This window comes from Mycobacterium zoologicum (assembly GCF_020181635.2).
Taxonomy (GTDB): domain Bacteria; phylum Actinomycetota; class Actinomycetes; order Mycobacteriales; family Mycobacteriaceae; genus Mycobacterium; species Mycobacterium zoologicum.
In genome coordinates this window covers 246,312-262,665 of sequence record NZ_JAYJJS010000004.1, presented here as the reverse complement: position 1 = coordinate 262,665, position 16,354 = coordinate 246,312, and the positions used below count along the sequence as shown (strand labels likewise).

General features: G+C 65.7%; 13 protein-coding genes. 6 read left to right on the top strand and 7 right to left on the bottom strand.

Annotated features, from left to right (window positions below):
• Positions 1-225 precede the first annotated feature (225 nt).
• From K6T84_RS05465 to K6T84_RS05440, 6 genes are all read left to right on the top strand, one after another.
• Positions 226-930, top strand: a complete 705-nt coding sequence (locus K6T84_RS05465; protein ID WP_225400381.1) for an RDD family protein — start codon at positions 226-228, stop codon at positions 928-930.
• Positions 931-5,367 carry an FtsK/SpoIIIE domain-containing protein gene (locus tag K6T84_RS05460; protein WP_225400382.1) on the top strand — a complete coding sequence of 1,479 codons (4,437 nt, stop codon included), beginning with the start codon at positions 931-933 and terminating at the stop codon, positions 5,365-5,367.
• Between the two features lie 70 nt (positions 5,368-5,437).
• Positions 5,438-5,710: a WXG100 family type VII secretion target gene (locus K6T84_RS05455; protein WP_225400383.1), complete on the top strand. Its 273-nt coding sequence runs from the start codon at positions 5,438-5,440 to the stop codon at positions 5,708-5,710.
• A gap of 103 nt (positions 5,711-5,813) precedes the next feature.
• Positions 5,814-6,659, top strand: coding sequence for a CHAP domain-containing protein (locus tag K6T84_RS05450; RefSeq protein WP_329786656.1), 846 nt, complete (start codon positions 5,814-5,816; stop codon positions 6,657-6,659).
• 76 nt (positions 6,660-6,735) lie between these two features.
• The gene (locus tag K6T84_RS05445; RefSeq protein WP_225400385.1) at positions 6,736-6,999 is read left to right on the top strand and encodes a WXG100 family type VII secretion target; all 264 of its coding nucleotides are present in this window, start codon (positions 6,736-6,738) and stop codon (positions 6,997-6,999) included.
• Between the two features lie 76 nt (positions 7,000-7,075).
• Positions 7,076-8,554 (top strand): vWA domain-containing protein, encoded by a 1,479-nt coding sequence (locus K6T84_RS05440; RefSeq protein ID WP_225400386.1) that lies wholly within the window; start codon positions 7,076-7,078, stop codon positions 8,552-8,554.
• Between the two features lie 57 nt (positions 8,555-8,611).
• Here the strand turns inward: K6T84_RS05440 and K6T84_RS05435 are convergent, their stop codons facing one another.
• From K6T84_RS05435 to K6T84_RS05405, 7 genes are all read right to left on the bottom strand, one after another.
• Positions 8,612-9,445, bottom strand: a complete 834-nt coding sequence (locus K6T84_RS05435) for a hypothetical protein (RefSeq protein WP_329786655.1) — start codon at positions 9,443-9,445, stop codon at positions 8,612-8,614.
• Between the two features lie 191 nt (positions 9,446-9,636).
• A complete protein-coding gene (locus K6T84_RS05430) occupies positions 9,637-9,978 on the bottom strand; it encodes a hypothetical protein (RefSeq protein ID WP_225400388.1) in 342 nt (113 codons plus the stop codon).
• 70 nt (positions 9,979-10,048) lie between these two features.
• Positions 10,049-10,807: a hypothetical protein gene (locus tag K6T84_RS05425; protein ID WP_225400389.1), complete on the bottom strand. Its 759-nt coding sequence runs from the start codon at positions 10,805-10,807 to the stop codon at positions 10,049-10,051.
• A gap of 207 nt (positions 10,808-11,014) precedes the next feature.
• A complete protein-coding gene (locus K6T84_RS05420; RefSeq protein WP_225400390.1) occupies positions 11,015-12,892 on the bottom strand; it encodes an NHL repeat-containing protein in 1,878 nt (625 codons plus the stop codon).
• Positions 12,892-13,935, bottom strand: a complete 1,044-nt coding sequence (locus K6T84_RS05415) for a hypothetical protein (RefSeq protein ID WP_225400391.1) — start codon at positions 13,933-13,935, stop codon at positions 12,892-12,894. Before K6T84_RS05415 ends, K6T84_RS05420 begins: the two co-directional genes overlap by 1 nt.
• Before the next feature lie 98 nt (positions 13,936-14,033).
• Entirely contained in the window at positions 14,034-15,503 is a 1,470-nt protein-coding gene (locus tag K6T84_RS05410; RefSeq protein ID WP_329786654.1) for a YciC family protein, read from the bottom strand.
• The gene (locus K6T84_RS05405) at positions 15,493-16,350 is read right to left on the bottom strand and encodes an N-acetylmuramoyl-L-alanine amidase (RefSeq protein WP_225400394.1); all 858 of its coding nucleotides are present in this window, start codon (positions 16,348-16,350) and stop codon (positions 15,493-15,495) included. Before K6T84_RS05405 ends, K6T84_RS05410 begins: the two co-directional genes overlap by 11 nt.
• Positions 16,351-16,354 lie beyond the last annotated feature (4 nt).

The window sequence follows — 16,354 nt, the reverse complement described above, 5'->3', positions numbered from 1 at the left end:
AACCGAAACGGAGGTCGCCTGAAACACCCCGATCCACAGGTATTGACAATTCCTCGTCTGCAACGACAGGTCGCGACTGATTAATTCCGGCCGGCCTCGGCCACCTGCGGGAGCGGGCGAATCATACGTTCGTGCGACTGTGCCGCCGGTGGCCGAACATTACGGTTCTTAGCACTGGGAAAAGTCCGTCGCGGTGGCGGATTGCCGGCCAGGACGGAGATGTCGATGCCAGATCAGCCAGCCGGAGCAGGCGCGTCCTGCCCGCAGTGCGGCTCTGGCCTGCCGCCCAGCGCCCGATTCTGCACGCGGTGCGGCCACACCCTGACCGCTCGCAGCGGGCAGCTCTACGCGGCGGCGGGTGCTCCCACCGCGGTACGCCCCACCCAGCCACCCACCACGCCGGAGGCCAGCGACGATCCGATCGTGCCCGCCGGCGTCGCGGTACGCTCCAGCGCCTTCCTGCTGGATCTGGCCGCCATGGTCAGCCCCGCGCTGCCGCTGTCGATCGCGGCCGCGTCGCTGCGGACGGCGGCACTGGTGTACGCCGTCGTGCCCGTCGCCGTCGTCGCGGTCTGGGCGTTCATGCAGACCTGGCAGGGCCTCAGCGGCACGACGTTCGGCAAGTCCCTGCTGGGCCTGCGCCTCGTCGGCGCCGACGACCTGCAACGCCCCGGGGTGGGCCGCGCCCTGCTGCGCGGCACCATCTTCGCCCTCTCACTGGGCCTGGCGGCGCTGCCGATGACACCCGACGCCCGCGGCCGAGCCGGACTGCACGACCGGGTTACCGGGCTCGGGGTCCTCGACGTGACGGTCGGGGCCAACCCGTTGGGGGCCCGTCCGCAACGCACTCTGTTCCGCCGCGCCGCCTCCGACCGCAGCCTGCACCGGGTGCACTCCCCGGTGCCCATTCCGACGACGAAGCGGGACTGAATGCACGCCAAGTTCATCCTCCGGCGCCCGAACGGCACCAAGGCGCAGGTGGCGATCACCGCCGACGCGACCGCATCGGTGGCGGATCTGGCACAGGCGCTGGTCCTCAGCGACCCCGAGCAGCACCAGCGCCCCCCGGCCGGTGGGTTGACGTTGAAGTTGGAGCAGGCCGCGTTCACCAAGGACAAGGCCGGCCGGCTGCTCGACCCGTCGCGCAGCCTGATCGACTCCGGGCTGCACTCGGGTTCTACGATCAGCATCGCAGCGGCCGCCGCGCTTCCGCCCAAGCGCCGCCAGGGTCGGTCGGTCGCGGTGCTGCGGGTGCTCGACGGCCCCCATGCCGGGATGGAATTCCCCCTGCCCGCGGGTAATTCGACGATCGGTTCCGGAAGAAGCAACGACGTCGTGCTCACCGATCCGGGAATCCTCGACGTCCACGCCGCGCTGTCGATCGGCGAGAGCATCGAGATCCTCAGTCTGGCCGGCCCGACGGGTCTGCGTATCGAAGGCCAGGCCGCCCAGCGGGCGCTGGTCGGTGCCACCGACACCGTGCACCTGGCCAATACCGCCGTCGCGGTGCTGCACACGGTGCGCCCCGGCGCCGGTCAATCCGACAGCATCGCCATCGAATTCAACCGCTCCCCGCGGGTGACCACCCGCTTCGACGAACAGACGTTCAAGGCACCGAGGCCACCGCAGCGGCCCGAACCCGCTCCTCTTCCGATCATCTCGATGATCGCCCCGCTGATCATGGGGATAGTGATGTTCGCCGTGACCCGCAGCCTGATGTCGATCGTGTTCATCGGGCTGAGCCCACTGCTGATGATCGGCTCGTACATCGACAGCAAGATCCAGACCCGTAAGAAATACGAACAACAGGTGCGCAACTTCGATGACGGACTGACCGCACTGACCGAGAAACTCACCGCGGCCCACCGGGTGGAACACGCGGTGCGACTGGCCGAGACCCCCGCGCTGGCCGAGGTGGTCGAGGCGATCCACCGGCTCGGGCCACTGCTGTGGACTCACCGTCCCGAGCATCCGGGATTTCTCACCGTGCGGCTCGGGCTGGGCGACGCCCCGTCGCGCTGCCTCATCGAGCTGTCCGACACCGATGAGGCCGAGGCCGCCCACGTCGAGCAACTGCACGATCTGGCGCAGGAGTTCGCCAACGTCGCCGACGTCCCGATCGTCGCCGACTTGCGGGAATCCGGCGCACTGGGGATCTGCGGTCCCCGCAATGTCGTCGACGGGGTGGCCCGCGGCGTGATCATGCAGCTGATCGGGCTGCACTCCCCCGCTGAGCTGACCATCACCGCGTTCAGCTCGCCGCAGTCCCGGGCGTCCTGGGAGTGGCTGGAGTGGCTGCCGCATGCCGGTTCGGCGCACAGCCCGCTGTCGGGAAATCACCTCACCGACAGCGCCAACGGCGGCTTGGGCCTGCTCTCGCGGCTGGAGGATCTGGTCAAGCAGCGCAGGGTGTCCACCGGCGACAAGGCCCAGTACACGTTCGCGGACATCCAACCCGGCGCCGGTGAGGGCACCCGGGCTCAGACACTCACTCCGGCGGTGGTGGTGCTGGTCGACGACACCGCGCCGATCGACCGTCCGCGGCTGACCCGACTCGCAGAGCAGGGCGGTGCCGTGGGCGTTCACATCGTCTGGGTCGCCACCCAGGTCACCAGCCTGCCCGCCGCCTGCCGCACCTTCGTGCTGGTCGAGAACGAGTCCGACGGAGCGACGGTGGGCCAGGTGCGCCGCGGCAGGCACACCGTCCCGGTGGCCTCCGACAGCATCGAGGTCGCCGACGCCCGGCAGGTGGCGCTGCTGTTGTCGCCGGTGGTCGACGTAGGTGCCACCGTCGACGACGACACCGACCTGCCCAGGACGGTGTCGTTCCTGGGGCTGGCCGGAACCCGGCTGGCCGCCCAGCCCACGGTCATCGCCCAGCAGTGGCTCTCCAACAACTCGGTGCTCGCCCGCAACGGGGAGGCCCGCCCGTCATCGGGCAAGCCGGCCAAGCTCGGCGCGCTGGTCGGGTCGACCGGATCCGGGGAGCTGCACCTGGACCTGCGCGAGCACGGCCCGCATGCATTGGTCGGCGGCACAACCGGTTCGGGCAAGAGTGAGTTCCTGCAGTCCTGGATCATCGGGATGGCCACCGAGCACAGTCCCGATCGGATCAGCTTCCTGCTGGTGGACTACAAGGGCGGCGCGGCTTTCGCCGACTGCGTCCAGTTGCCGCACACCGTCGGACTGGTCACCGACCTCTCGCCGCATCTGGTTCGCCGGGCGCTGACGTCATTGGGCGCGGAGATCCGCCGCCGCGAGCACCTGTTGAACCTCAAGCGCGCCAAGGATCTGATCGCCCTGGAGCAGACCGGAGACCCCGACACGCCACCGAGCCTGGTGATCATCGTCGACGAGTTCGCCGCGCTGGCCGGGGAGGTCCCCGAGTTCGTCGACGGGGTCATCGATGTGGCGCAGCGCGGGCGCTCACTCGGACTGCACCTGGTATTGGCCACCCAGCGGCCCGCCGGCGTCATCAAGGACAACCTCCGCGCCAACACCAACCTGCGGATCGCCTTGCGACTCAACGATGTCGAGGATTCCGTCGATGTCATCGACGATCCGCTGGCCGCCTATTTCCCACCCGAGATACCCGGCCGCGCCGTCGCCAAGACCGGTCCGGGCCGGCTGACCACGTTCCAGTCCGCCTACGTCGGCGGCCGCACCAGTGACGAACCCGAGCAGACCCCGATCGACATGTGGGAGTTCATGTTCGGCCGCAAGCGCCCCTGGGCCAACCCGGCGGCAGCCAAACCGGCCACGAAACCGTCCGGACCCGCCGACATCGCCCGGATCGTCGCCACCGTCAACGCCGCCGCCGAGCAGTTGCACATCCCCACGCCCCGCAAGCCGTGGCTCCCGCCGTTGCAGCAGACGTATCCGCTGGAAACCCTGGCCCGGCAAGGCGACACCGCAGCGTTGGTGATCGGCAAGTGCGACACCCCGGCTCATCAGGCCCAGCCCGTCGGCACGTTCAACCCCGACTCGGCGGGCAACATGGCGATCATCGGCACCGGTGGCTCCGGTAAGTCGACCGCGTTGCGCACCCTGGCGATCACGGCTGCCCTGAACCCCAACGCCGGCCCGACCCACGTCTACGGCATCGACTTCTCCTCGGGCGGCCTTCGGGTGCTCGAGGGACTGCCACATGTGGTGTCCGTCGTCGACGGATCCGACGAGGAGAGCATCGGCCGGGTGCTGCGGCGGCTGGTCGCGCTCTTGGAGGAGCGCTCGCGCAAGTTCACCCGCGCGCATGCCTCGACCATCACCGAGTACCGCGCGGTGGCCGAACCCGACGAGCCGCGCATCCTGCTGTTGCTCGATTCGATCGGGCCATTCCGCGATCAGTACGAATATGTCAGCCACACACCGTTTTTCACGATGTTCAGTCAGCTCGCAGCCGACGGCCGCATGGTGGGCATCCACGTCGTGATCACCGCGGATCGGCCCGCTTCCATCCCTCCCTCACTGGCCTCGACGATCCAGCAGCGGATGGTGCTGCGGTTGGCCTCCGAAGACGACTATCTGACAATCGGGGTGCCCAAGGACATCCTGTCGCCGAAATCGCCTCCGGGACGGGCGATCATGGACGACCTGGAGATGCAGGTCGGGGTGTTCGGCGGCGACTCCAACGTCTCCGTCCAGGCTCGTGCCATCGAGCAGTTGGCCGACCGGATGCGCCAGAGTGGGTTCGTGCCGCCGGAACCGATCCAGCGGCTCTCCGAGCACATCGAGCTGGATGCCCTTCCTGCCACTACCGCAGCGGGCACCGCGGTGATCGGTGTCGCCGACGAATCGTTGACGGCGTTCGGGGTGAGCAGCACCGGGGTGATGCTGGTGACCGGACCGCCCGGCAGCGGACGTTCCACCGCCTTGGTGACCCTGGCCCAGGCGATGCGCCGGCTGCATCCGAACGCCCGCATCGTGCACCTCGCACCGGGGCCGTCGACGATCGGCGGTCAAGACGTCTGGACCCACAGCGCCGCCAGTGTGGAGGCGGTGAGCGAGTTGGCCGGTCAGCTCACGACGGCGGACGGAACCGACCTGATGGTGGTGATCGAGCGGGTGGGCGACTTCGGCGACACCGAGGCCGAGAACGCCCTGGTCGAACTCGTCAAAGCCCGTTCCACCACGGCTCTTATCGTCGGCGAGTCCGAGGTGTCCAGCTGGAGCCAGGCGTGGACGCTGAGTCAACCGTTCAAGGCATCGCGGCGTGGATTGCTGTTGTGGCCCGACGGAGCGGAGGCCGACAGCCTGCTGAGCACCTCGATCGGCACGGTCCGGCGTACCGAATTTCCGCCGGGGCGTGGGATTTTCGTGGAACGAGGAAAGGGGGTGTGGCTGCAGGTCGCGCAACCGGTCATCTAGTTACGACACAACCATAGGTTCCCGGCGAACCGAAGAACCGCAAGAGTCACATGACGAAAGGAACGAGAACATGGCACGTATGGGGATGGATGTCGAAGCCGTCGAGACGACGAGCAAGGATCTGAAGTCGAAGGCGAATCAGATCAAATCGTTGATCAGCAGCATCGACAGCTCCGTGAAGAATCTGGCTTCGGTGTGGGACGGCAAGGACGCCCAGACGTTCGTCAACGACTGGTGGCCCAAGCACAAGAAGAACCTGACGTCCGTCGCCAATGACGTTGAAGGACTGGGCTCTTCGGCGTGGAACAACGCCCAGGAACAGCGGCAGGTCTCGGGGCACTGACCTTGGCGGGCTCAGCCGGGATGGCGGGCGCGGTCGTGACCGCGCTCGCCGTCCTCACCCCTGCAGACCCCTGAAGAGAGGCGAAACAATGACGCAGTTGGGGATGGATGTCGATGCCGTCGAGAAGACGAGCAAGGAACTGAAGTCAAAGGCGAATCAGATCAAATCGCTGATCAGCGGCATCGACAGCTCCGTGAAAAAACTGTCTTCGACGTGGGAGGGCAAGGACGCGCAGACGTTCGTCAACGACTGGTGGCCCAAACACAAGAAGAACCTGACGTCCGTCGCCAATGATGTTGAAGGACTCGGCACGTCGGCGTGGAACAACGCCCAGGAGCAGCGCCGGGTCAGCGGAGCAACCGGAGCTGGGAGTTCGAGTCAGGCTGCGCACTCCGGCACAACAGCCGCCCATTCGGCGGCTGGTACGGCAGGTGCGGTCGCCGGTACCGCGGCTGGAGGCGCTGCGGCAGCAAGCGCCGCCGCGTCCCAGAACGCCCAGGCGGTAGATGCGTTTGTCAACAAGTGGCAGCACAACGAAATCAACTACGACCAGGCCTACGGTGCCCAGTGCTTCGACGTGTTCCGACAGTACAACGCAGACAACGGAATACCCAACACCGGGATGGCGCACGACAGCGATGCCGCAGCCGATATCTACAATCACTTCGGGCGAAACGGCGTCGAGAAATACTACGACCGCATCCCGTACGGCTCAGGGACTCCGCAGCCCGGCGACGTCATCGTCTACGGCGGCAACTCGACCAACGGCGGCGCCGGCCACGTCGCGGTGATCACGTCCGTCGACGGCGACAATTACTCTGTCATCGAACAGAACTACACCGGTGCGAAGACAGCCGACGGCTGGCCACACGACCCCGCGCTGGTGCGCCCACACACCTTCTCCAAGCAGTCCGCCCCGATCTTGGGGTACCTACGCCCGAAGGGCTAGTCGGCGATGATGAGCGATCGGATATGGGCGTTGCTCGTGGCGAGTTTGCGGTCCCACCGAAGAACAGGAGTAACAAATGGCATATCTGGGGCAGGACACGGATCAAGTACGCCAGTTCGCCAAGCAGTTGGACGGCAAGGCGAACGACATCAACGGTCTCATCTCGCAGCTGACGTCGGCGGTGCAGGCGGTCGACTGGAAGGGCGCCGACGCCCAGCAGTTCATCAGCGACTGGAACGGCACGCACGTTCCGGGGCTGAAGAAGGTGGTGTCCGCGCTCAACACCGCGGCTGCCGTCGCCAACCGCAACGCCGCCGAGCAGGATGCCGCGAGCAAGTAAGCTGGCTGGTCGGATGTTTTCCAACGCGAATTCGGATGACTGCGCCGAAAGCACCCAGCTTGTAGAGTCCGGGGTCATGGCCAACCGATTGTGGCCGTTGCTGATAGCGGTCGCTGTGCTGGTGAGCGGTTGCGGCAGCAGCGGGCCTGATGCTGCAGAACCCGAGCGAGCGTCGGCGATGCCGACCGTGCTGATTCTGGACGCTTCGGGATCGATGAACGAAACCGACGCTCCCGGGCCCCGAATCGACGCAGCCAAGCGTGCCGCGCAGGGTTTGGTCGACGGCCTACCCGACGGCACGAGCACTGCTCTGTTGGCCTACGGAACCAGCACCGGGTCCTCGGATGCAGAGAAGGCCGCCGGCTGCCAGGACGTGAAAGTCCGTATCCCCATGGGAACATTGGACCGCCAGCAGATGGCCGCCCAGATCTCGGGACTGTCCGCGTCCGGCTACACACCGATCAGCCTGGCGCTGCGTACTGCGATAACCCAACTGCCCGCCGGCGAGGAACCACAGGCGATCATCCTGGTCTCCGACGGAGAGGACACCTGCGGTACGCCACCGTGTGACACCGCACGGGAGGCCGCGCAGAAGTACCCCAACGTCGCCATATCAACGGTGGGTTTCAAAACCGAGGGCAATGCCAGCGAACAACTGCGTTGCATCGCAGAGGTGACCGGAGGCCTGTTCGTGCAGGCCCAGAACGCCAACCAGTTGGCCGCACGCCTGCTGGCCACCCGGAACGTCCAGCAAGCCCAGAATTCGTTGTCGTCCAACGGTATCGGCGATATCACGCTCGGCGCGAGTCTCGCCGAGATCCGCAAGGCACACCCCGACTTCCCGAATGCCGCGACGTCCGGGCACGTGGTGGTCGTCTATCGCGACTGCGACTTCGGGTTCGCCGACGGAGTGCTCGACTCAATTACGCAGCACAGCGGCGGCCGGACCATCGACGGCGTCACCCCGGGCACCCCGATCAGCAGAGTGATCGAACTGTACGGCAACGCCGTCAAAACCGAGACCGACGGGCAAGGCGGCTACCGACTGACCTTCGCCGCAGACCCCACCAGCGATGCCGGTTACCGGATCCTCGTCGACAACGCCACCGAAACCGGCGGAACTGTGTCCGGCACCGTCAAGACAATCGTGCTGTGCCGCTGCGTCGGAACGGGCGCGAGCGCTGGCGCACCGGACGCCGTCATCACCTTCCCCGATAGGGGGGTCGACCTGTTCACCCAATCGGGTTTGCGCTGCAGGGTCAACGTGCCCAATGCTTTCAGCCAGTTCGCTCCGCCCAATGTCATATGTGAATCCGATGCGGGGTGGGGGCCGTCGAAGGACAACGGTGTGATCGCAACGAAGACCGGCGATTGGCGCTGGGCGGAAGGAAATCTCGGCAAGATAATCAACAAAGTCAGCATCAAACCGGGGCACACCTACCGGGTGGACGGCTGGACGGTCGTGGCCGACGGAGATGGCGCCCGATTCACCTTTGACGACACCGGCAGCGGGATTTTCGTCAGCATCGACGATGTCCACCCGGTCCACCGATGAATGTCCAAGCCGAAAAGCTGCCGCCAACTCGGTTTCCGTTGGTTCGTGTGGGAGTCGTTACCGCGCGGATTCGATACACGTGATGCCGGGCTCCTGGTGCATCGTGAGTTCTACATTCCCGGCCCGGACCACCCATCCCGAACTGTTCGACGACACCATGGCCATGTCATCGGGATTCGCGCGGTGGATGTTCGAGACACTGCCGGGGACGAACTCACAGACCAGCGGGTAGTTTCCGGCTGTGTCATTGCGGTTCACCGGGTTGTTCTGCTCCCGGAGGATGTATCGTCTGGCCCGGTACAGAATCACGTCATCGCGGATCCTGCTGTCCTCAGCGAATACGATTTCGGGACATGCATAGTCGGATTTCGCCTCCGCCCACGCGACGAGCGAACTGTCTCCGGATTGGCCGGTCGTCCACATCGGCCCTGACTGCGTCATCTGCGGGCTCCGTCCCATCAGGTCTGCGACCCGTGCGGCGTCGGCGAGATAGCGATCCCGAATGTAACTCCTCGGATAGGTCCAGCATTTCTGGACCAAGGTTTCCTCGTCGTGCTTGTTGACGTCGGAAGCCCACTTCTCGATGCTGGTGACGTTCATGTGGGAGGCCGCACCGTCGACGTTGACGATCACTCTGGTGCGCGCTCCAATTGGAGGAGTCACCGGTGTGGACGGAAGCGTCTTGGACACCTCGGTCCACTGATCGACTGGTCCCACGCTGTGGCTTGCGGTAGTACCGCGGCCATGCAGGAACATCGCGACTCCCCCGGCCAAGGCGATCAAGACCACCGCGCCGACGGTGCCGAGAATCACCAGTCGTTTCCCCGTAGCGTCGGCAGAGCGATTCTCCGTGACCATCGAGGCTTGCCTCGGCCCCGGCAGATCCTCCACCCAGAACTGCCAGCCCGCCGGCGCCGGTGGCCACGACGGATCAGGCTCCCAGCCCTCGGGCGGAGTCCAACCCGACGGCACCGGCCACCCAGGCGGAACATTGAAACGTTGCGACATCTGTCTTCCCCTTCAGGCTCCGCACACGCTTTGCAACATGGCCTCCGCCGTGCACGTCGAGAATCCCGGCTCTGCTAGTGCGACTTGAAGTTTGACCACGTGATGCCCTTGTCGATCGTCGAGGACGGGTTGGCCTTGCAGTAGGCGGTGACTTCCTGCGTTGCCACGGTGACGTTCATGATGTGATCGCCCGCAGCCGCGTTGTAGTGGTGGCCGGCACTCGGGGTGACACCGTGGGCGACGAGCAGGGCGCTCACCGCGTTGGTGTTGGCGACGTACTGCTCCGGGTTCTTGTTGACGCTGCTGAAAGTGGTGCAGCTCAGCCCTGATTCGCCCCCGCCGCCCTGCCCGCATCCGGCGGTCAGAGCCGCCACCGCGAAAACAGCGGCTGCAGCTGCATTCGAACGCACACTCATCTCAGATCTCCTTGTCTCGGCCAGCTACCACAGATCTGCAAGCTCCCGCTGATTGACGCGGGCAGCCTGGTCACGAATAGCCAGATGGCAGTACCTGACGAACCTCGTCGGGGAACGAAAAATACTGTGACGGAAAGCTGGTCCCCGGGCCGGCTACCCATTTCAGATGGCCATCGGGCGGGCTGTTGTCGCGGAAGATCGCGTAGGCGTGTTCCAGCTGCATGTCGGTGCGACGGATCTCGGCCACGTACCATCCGGATGTCGGCGCGGATTTACTGACGATTGCGTACTGGGCCAGGTCATGAGCACTCACGCCCGACTGCTTGAGCGCCTCGAAAATCATTGCGTCCGAGGGCAATGCGTTGGTTGCCGGAGCGCTGGCCGCCGGAGCACCGGTGGCCCCGGCTTTCTCGTAGACGTAGACGACTGCGTTGACGCCGCCGCGACAGGTGATCACCTGCTCCATCGCGCAACTCATCTGATAGTGCTTGCCGGTGACCGGACTGTAGGCCTCCACCACCGTCGGGACCTGGCCGCCGGCGTTGTTGAAGGCATCACGAACGTTCTCCACGAACGGGCATGAGGTGCTATCGGTACCCTTCGCAGCACCGCGATAGGTGCCCCCGGCACTCACCCCACATTCGACCGCTCCAGCAGGAAGGACCACGGGAGCAGGAGCGGGAGCGGGAGCGGGAAGAGTCTTGGACGTCTCAGTCCAGTGACCATCGGAACCGCTTTGGCCGGCGGTAGTGCCGCGGCCATGCAGGAATATCGCGACTCCCCCGGCCAATGCGATCAACACCACCGCGCCGACGGTGCCGAGAATCACCAGTCGTTTCCCCGTAGCGTCGGCAGAGCGATTCTCCGTGACCGTCGAGGCTTGCGTCGGCCCCGGTAGATCCTCCACCCAGAACTGCCAGCCCGCCGGCGCCGGTGGCCACGACGGATCAGGCTCCCAGCCCTCGGGCGGAGTCCAACCCGACGGCACCGGCCACCCAGGCGGAACATTGAAACGTTGCGACATCTGTCTTCCCCTTCAGGCTCCGCACACGCTTTGCAACTTGGCCTCCGCCGTGCACATCGAGAATCCCGGATCTGCAGGATCGTCGAATGATTCTCCCGGTTTGACCATCCGGAGCACCGTGAAGCCCCGCTCCTGCTGGAACCGCGCCAGCCACTGAGACCCGACATGCGTCCCGGTGCCGTCGCCGTACTCTGAAATCTGCGACACGACTTTGATTTCGAAAAGTCCGTCGGCCTGCTGCGTCCACCTGACGTTCCACTTGTCACTGTTGCTGGCACCGGATGAGAACTCCAACGTCCCGGTACCGTCTGGCTGTAGATTCATGGCCCTGCCATGTCCTCCCAACGGCGTGAACAGGAGTGGATCGATGGAGGCCGGTGCTGCACCCGTCGATGCGATTGGCGTTGTGTCCTTCTCGTAGACGTAGACGACCGCGTTGACGCCGCCGCGGCAGGTGATCACCTGTTCCATCGCGCAACTCATCTGATAGTGCTTGCCGGTGACCGGACTGTAGGCCTCCACCACGGACGGCACCTGACCGCCGGAGTTGTTGAAGGCGTCACGGACATTCTCGACAAACGGGCATGAGGTGCTATCGGTGCCCTTCGCAGCACCGCGATAGGCGCCCCCGGCGCTCACCCCACATTCGACCGCACCCGGCGGGAGGACGGCCGGAACAACCGGCGGCGCCGTACTCGGGAACGTCTGCCGCACCCCGGTCTCCTGACCAGCGCGGCTATCCGCGGTGTTCGGTGGCTGGGCGACAACAATGACCTTTTTCCCCCGAACGTAGGTCACCGCGAGTGCTTTACCTTCCGGCAGCCAGGTGATGGCGTCGCCGCCACCCAACTGCCCCGCCTCCGCGTTGGTCCACATAGGCCGCACGGTCGTGAACTCCAGCCTTGCTGAGCTGTTGGCACCCAACTGCCGTGAACATATGGCATGTCGGTCGGCGCACGCGTACACAAGCCGTCCCGCATCATCGACGGCAATACCGGAGCTCGATTGGATGTCATCGATCTGCAAGGTCTCAAGACCACCACCGTCGGAGGCGCGCAGGACCTTGGCCCCCTCATGCCATCCAATAGTCGCGTCAGTGTGGACTAGGACCTGCGAATTTGAATCAATTGCGAGCCCGTTGGCGCTGCCGGGAATCGTTGCCAGAACATAGGGCTGGCCGCCGGCCGAGGTGCGATACACCGTCGTTGTCGCCCGATAGTTGTTGCCCTTGTCCTCGACCGAAACTGAGTAGGCAAGCTGCCCGTGAGCGTCGATGGCAGCGTGATCAACGTCCTCGGAGGTGACTTCCTGGACCGTTCCGGTACTTGGATTCCAAAGATGCGACCCGGTGAACACCGATCCGTCCGGCCCTACCGCCAGCGGACGCGCAAAGTACCCAAGGGTACTTGGAAATGCGGCCCGTGGAATACGGAGCGCTTGCGATGCCCCCGTAGCCGGATTGACTTTCAATACGTCTGGATCGCGGTTGCCCCCGGCGCCGGTCAGAACGTATAGCGTCCCGTCAGGTGCCGTAGTCACGTCGTCGATACCCGTGAACTCCGTACCTTGAACCTTAATAGTGGTCAGCGAAGAAACGAGCGCCTGCTCATTCTGATATCGCAGCCAACCAAACAGTCCGCCCGCTGCACCGACTACCAACACGGCGATGGCCGCCGGGATGCCCCACCGGAGCCACCGCGACGATCGGTGGACAGGCGAGCCCTCAACGAACGGCGGCGGATTCTGTTCAACAGAGGGCGTGGCGTCATTTGTCCAGAACTGCCAACCCGCCGGCGCTGGTGGCCAGGTGGGGTCGGGCTCCCAACCCGCTGGCGGTGACCAACCTTGCGGCACCGGCCATCCCGGCGGAGGGTTGAAGCGCCCGGCCATCAACGTGCACCACCCGGACCGCCGGGGTGGGGCCCCTGGAAATGCTGCGAAGCCTGCGCACGGTAGTCGGCGTGAGCGGGCGGAACCGGTGGCGGCACAGGCGGACTCGCCGGGCCCGGCCACGCCGGTGGTGCGTAAGCCATCCCGCCGGGTATCACACCACCGCCGGAGGTGAGCAGGTCGGCCAGCCAGCAGCAGAGGCAGCCACCGATGAACACACCGACCGACAGCAGCCAGTGTTGGTACCAGTGGCCCTGCCAACCAAACCCGTGTTCGGAACCGTAGATCGCCCACCACACCAGCAGCCCGGTCGGGATCAGACCGAGAACCCACCCCGACTGGCGGCGTCGGGCCACACCCCAGGCGGCGACGAACAGCAGAACCGCCAGTATCGGTGTGCGCGAGATCCACTGCATCACGTCGGCCGATGGCAACACCGGGTAGTAGTCGCCGTCGTAGTAGCGCTTGGAGGAGAACATCTTGATCAGACTGACGTCACCGGAGGGATTGTCGGCCAACGCGATCAGCACAGTCCCGGCCAACCCCAGCAGCACCGCCAGCGGTGCCCTCCCCGGGTAGCGGGAGCGCGACGCCACGCAGACCACGAAGTACAGGTGCAGCCCGGTCAGAATCCACCATGGCAGCCACGGTTCGATGAAATCGTGCGACTCGTACCGCCAGGCGTAGGCGATCAGGGTCGGAATCAACAGCGCGGCACTGACAATCGCCCCCGTCTGCGCCGACTGCGTAGCGGCGCCCATGGCGGGCAACCAGGGCGACGGTTGCGGCGCCGGATAGACCGGCCCACCCGCCGACCCGGCGTTCGGCGGCGGTGCCATGACGGTATGGTTCGCGGTCGCCGACCTGTCGCCCGCCAACTGCTGGAACCGGGCTTGGAGTGCGCGTGCCTTCTCCGGATTGCGCTGTTGGTAGGCGAAATATCCGCCCGCGATCAGCACCAGCAACATGATGATCGGTCCGGCCCCGCCGAACATCGCGCTGAAGGCGCTCTCCAGCAACGTGAGAACGAGCGTGATCCCCATGGCGGCACCGGCGGCAGTCAGTGCACTCCGGTCAATCGTGAAGCCCCTTGCCGGGCCAGGCGCGGGCATACCGTAGTTCGGATCGTTCTGCGGATACATCACATCGCCCCGGTGTTCTGTGCCCACGCCGCACTCAGTTCCATGTCGAAGCGCTCCTGGCGGATCCGGGTGTCGGTGTAGATCAGCATCTGCATTGTCCGGAAGTAGGCGATCATCACGCCGAACAGCAGGGGGAACACCACCATGGCACCGACGGGCCCGAGGATGAAGAAGGCGACGGTGCCCCCGATGCCGAACAGCGGCATCAAGACCATCATCCCTATCGCCCAGCAGAGATGGACACCCAGTATCCGTTGCCAGGACACCTTCGCCAACTCCCAAGCGCGCCTGAAGGAATCCATGACCCCTCGGCCTTCGACCACCAGGACGATCGGGGACAGACTGAACATTATGCCCAAGCCGAAGACTGCGATTTCTACCGGTATCAGCAGAACCATTCCGGCGAAACCGAGTGCAGTCACAGCGGCGAAAAGCACTGCGAAAACTATGATGTCGACGATCACGAACCAGGCGTAATACGCGCCAGTCAGGCGCAATACCGCGAACATCCTGCCGCGCGCTATGGCGAAAACCTCTGTGAGGCGCACACTCTCACCCCGGACGGCCTTGTGGGTGGCGGTGACACTCAGGGCGATAAGAAGCGCGTCGGCAAGAAACGCCACCGCGAGCATGGGTACGCTCAACACGACGAACGTCACCATGAACAATGAGTCTGAGCCGACCGCGGTCATCGGAATCACCATGACCGTCCCGATGGTCGCCATGGCGACCATGAACGCCACGAGTATCGCCGCCGGAATTCCGATCAATGTCGTCCAGTTGCGCATCATGATCTTGTATCCCGCGCCGAACATCTCGCCGTACGTCATCGGTCGAAACGGTATGTAGGCCATTGGTTGCGCCGGACCGGCCGCTATCGGACGGCCGGTCGGCCGGGCCAACCGGTACTGCACCAACAACTCCTCGACATCCGGCGGCCACAGGATCGGCCGGGTGCGAGCAACCCAGGCGGCGTAGGCGAAGACGCCGACCGAAAGGACGAAGAAGACACTGCCGAACACCGTGCTCAACGCGGAAAGTGCTGTGAGCAGCCACAGCACGTGCTCGGGACGGATGTCGCGGCCGCTGCCGGCCACCGGCACCGGCGGGGTGGTCGGGGCCTGCCAGGGCGGCGGGTTCGCCGGCGGGGGCGGTGTCGGCGGTTGCGCCGTCGGCGGCGGGACGAAAGGCGGCGGAGCCACCGGTTGTTGCACCACCGGAGGCGGGGTCGGCGGCGGGACGAAAGGCGGCGGGGTCACCGGAGGCGGCGCCACCGGAGTCGGGCTCACCGGAGCCGGGCTCACCGGAGCCGGGGCCGCCAGAGGTGGGGCCACCGGAGGCGGGCTGCGGAAAATCGCCGGCGGCGGCTGCGGCGCGCTCGGGGCCGGTTGGTGGAAGTGCTCGGCGGCCTGCCGCAGATAGTCGGCGTGCGGATCGGGTTGGCCGGGCCGGGCTCGGTCATCGGTCATGCTGCATCCCATCATCTAGGGGTTGGTCGGGTGTCTCGACATCTGTTGTCGGCATGTGAGATTCAGTCGGGCTGCGCCCCGCCTCGATATCAGCGACCACGGCGTCGGCTTCGGGACCGCAGATCAGGCTCAACGCGACGGGGCCCGCCGCGACGAACGCATCGATGCGGCGCTTGAGATCACCAGACGTGACATGCACGTACAGGTTCTCTCCCGGGCAGGCGGTGGAGGCGAAATCTCGGTGGGTGGCCAATGTTTCGGTGGGGACGCGATAAGTCTGCGCCGCCCACGCCAGCACAAGTGCCGCGCCGCGCAGTTGCTCCTCCGACACGGCCTCCTCTTCGAAGTTCCCCTCGCAGAGCAGCAGGAAGTGCCCGGTCGGGTCGTACTCCGTGGCGGTGTCACCCACCAGCTCCGGCGAACGGAGCTGATAGATGTTGCCGTTGCGGTCGACGCTGATGTGGTAGGCGATGTCGATCCAGCCGCGCTCGTCCTGGTGCAGCCGTTGATGCTGGCGGAGGCGTTCGGGGGCAAGTCGGTTGTCCCCCAGGACAACTGCCGTGTGGTGAATCGTCAACCGGTTGATGGTGTGCCGCACTCCCCCGGGCTTGGCCGGCCTGGCACCCCAGGACTCCCGGCACAGCAGCGGCGCTGACGCTCCGACAAACGGGACGGGTGCCGGCGGTGGGGCAGCCGACGGCTCCGGCACAGCGGAGGCAGTCTCGGCGAGACGTTCGGCCTCCCGGTTGCCGCAGGCGGCCGCCACCGCAGCAATACCGACACCGCCTGCCAGCCAGAGCAATTCACGGCGAGCCAGGAGCCCGCGACCGTCAAAGCGCTGCGTCATCGGC

Excerpts from the sequence above, each read along its gene's own strand:
- K6T84_RS05465 (WP_225400381.1), top strand. The coding sequence starts at position 226 with ATGCCAGATCAGCCAGCCGGAGCAGGCGCGTCCTGCCCGCAGTGCGGC.
- K6T84_RS05460 (WP_225400382.1), top strand. The coding sequence starts at position 931 with ATGCACGCCAAGTTCATCCTCCGGCGCCCGAACGGCACCAAGGCGCAG.
- K6T84_RS05455 (WP_225400383.1), top strand. The coding sequence starts at position 5,438 with ATGGCACGTATGGGGATGGATGTCGAAGCCGTCGAGACGACGAGCAAG.
- K6T84_RS05450 (WP_329786656.1), top strand. The coding sequence starts at position 5,814 with ATGGATGTCGATGCCGTCGAGAAGACGAGCAAGGAACTGAAGTCAAAG.
- K6T84_RS05445 (WP_225400385.1), top strand. The coding sequence starts at position 6,736 with ATGGCATATCTGGGGCAGGACACGGATCAAGTACGCCAGTTCGCCAAG.
- K6T84_RS05440 (WP_225400386.1), top strand. The coding sequence starts at position 7,076 with ATGGCCAACCGATTGTGGCCGTTGCTGATAGCGGTCGCTGTGCTGGTG.
- K6T84_RS05430 (WP_225400388.1), bottom strand. The coding sequence starts at position 9,978 with ATGAGTGTGCGTTCGAATGCAGCTGCAGCCGCTGTTTTCGCGGTGGCG.
- K6T84_RS05420 (WP_225400390.1), bottom strand. The coding sequence starts at position 12,892 with ATGGCCGGGCGCTTCAACCCTCCGCCGGGATGGCCGGTGCCGCAAGGT.
- K6T84_RS05415 (WP_225400391.1), bottom strand. The coding sequence starts at position 13,935 with ATGGGGATCACGCTCGTTCTCACGTTGCTGGAGAGCGCCTTCAGCGCG.
- K6T84_RS05410 (WP_329786654.1), bottom strand. The coding sequence starts at position 15,503 with ATGACCGATGACCGAGCCCGGCCCGGCCAACCCGATCCGCACGCCGAC.
- K6T84_RS05405 (WP_225400394.1), bottom strand. The coding sequence starts at position 16,350 with ATGACGCAGCGCTTTGACGGTCGCGGGCTCCTGGCTCGCCGTGAATTG.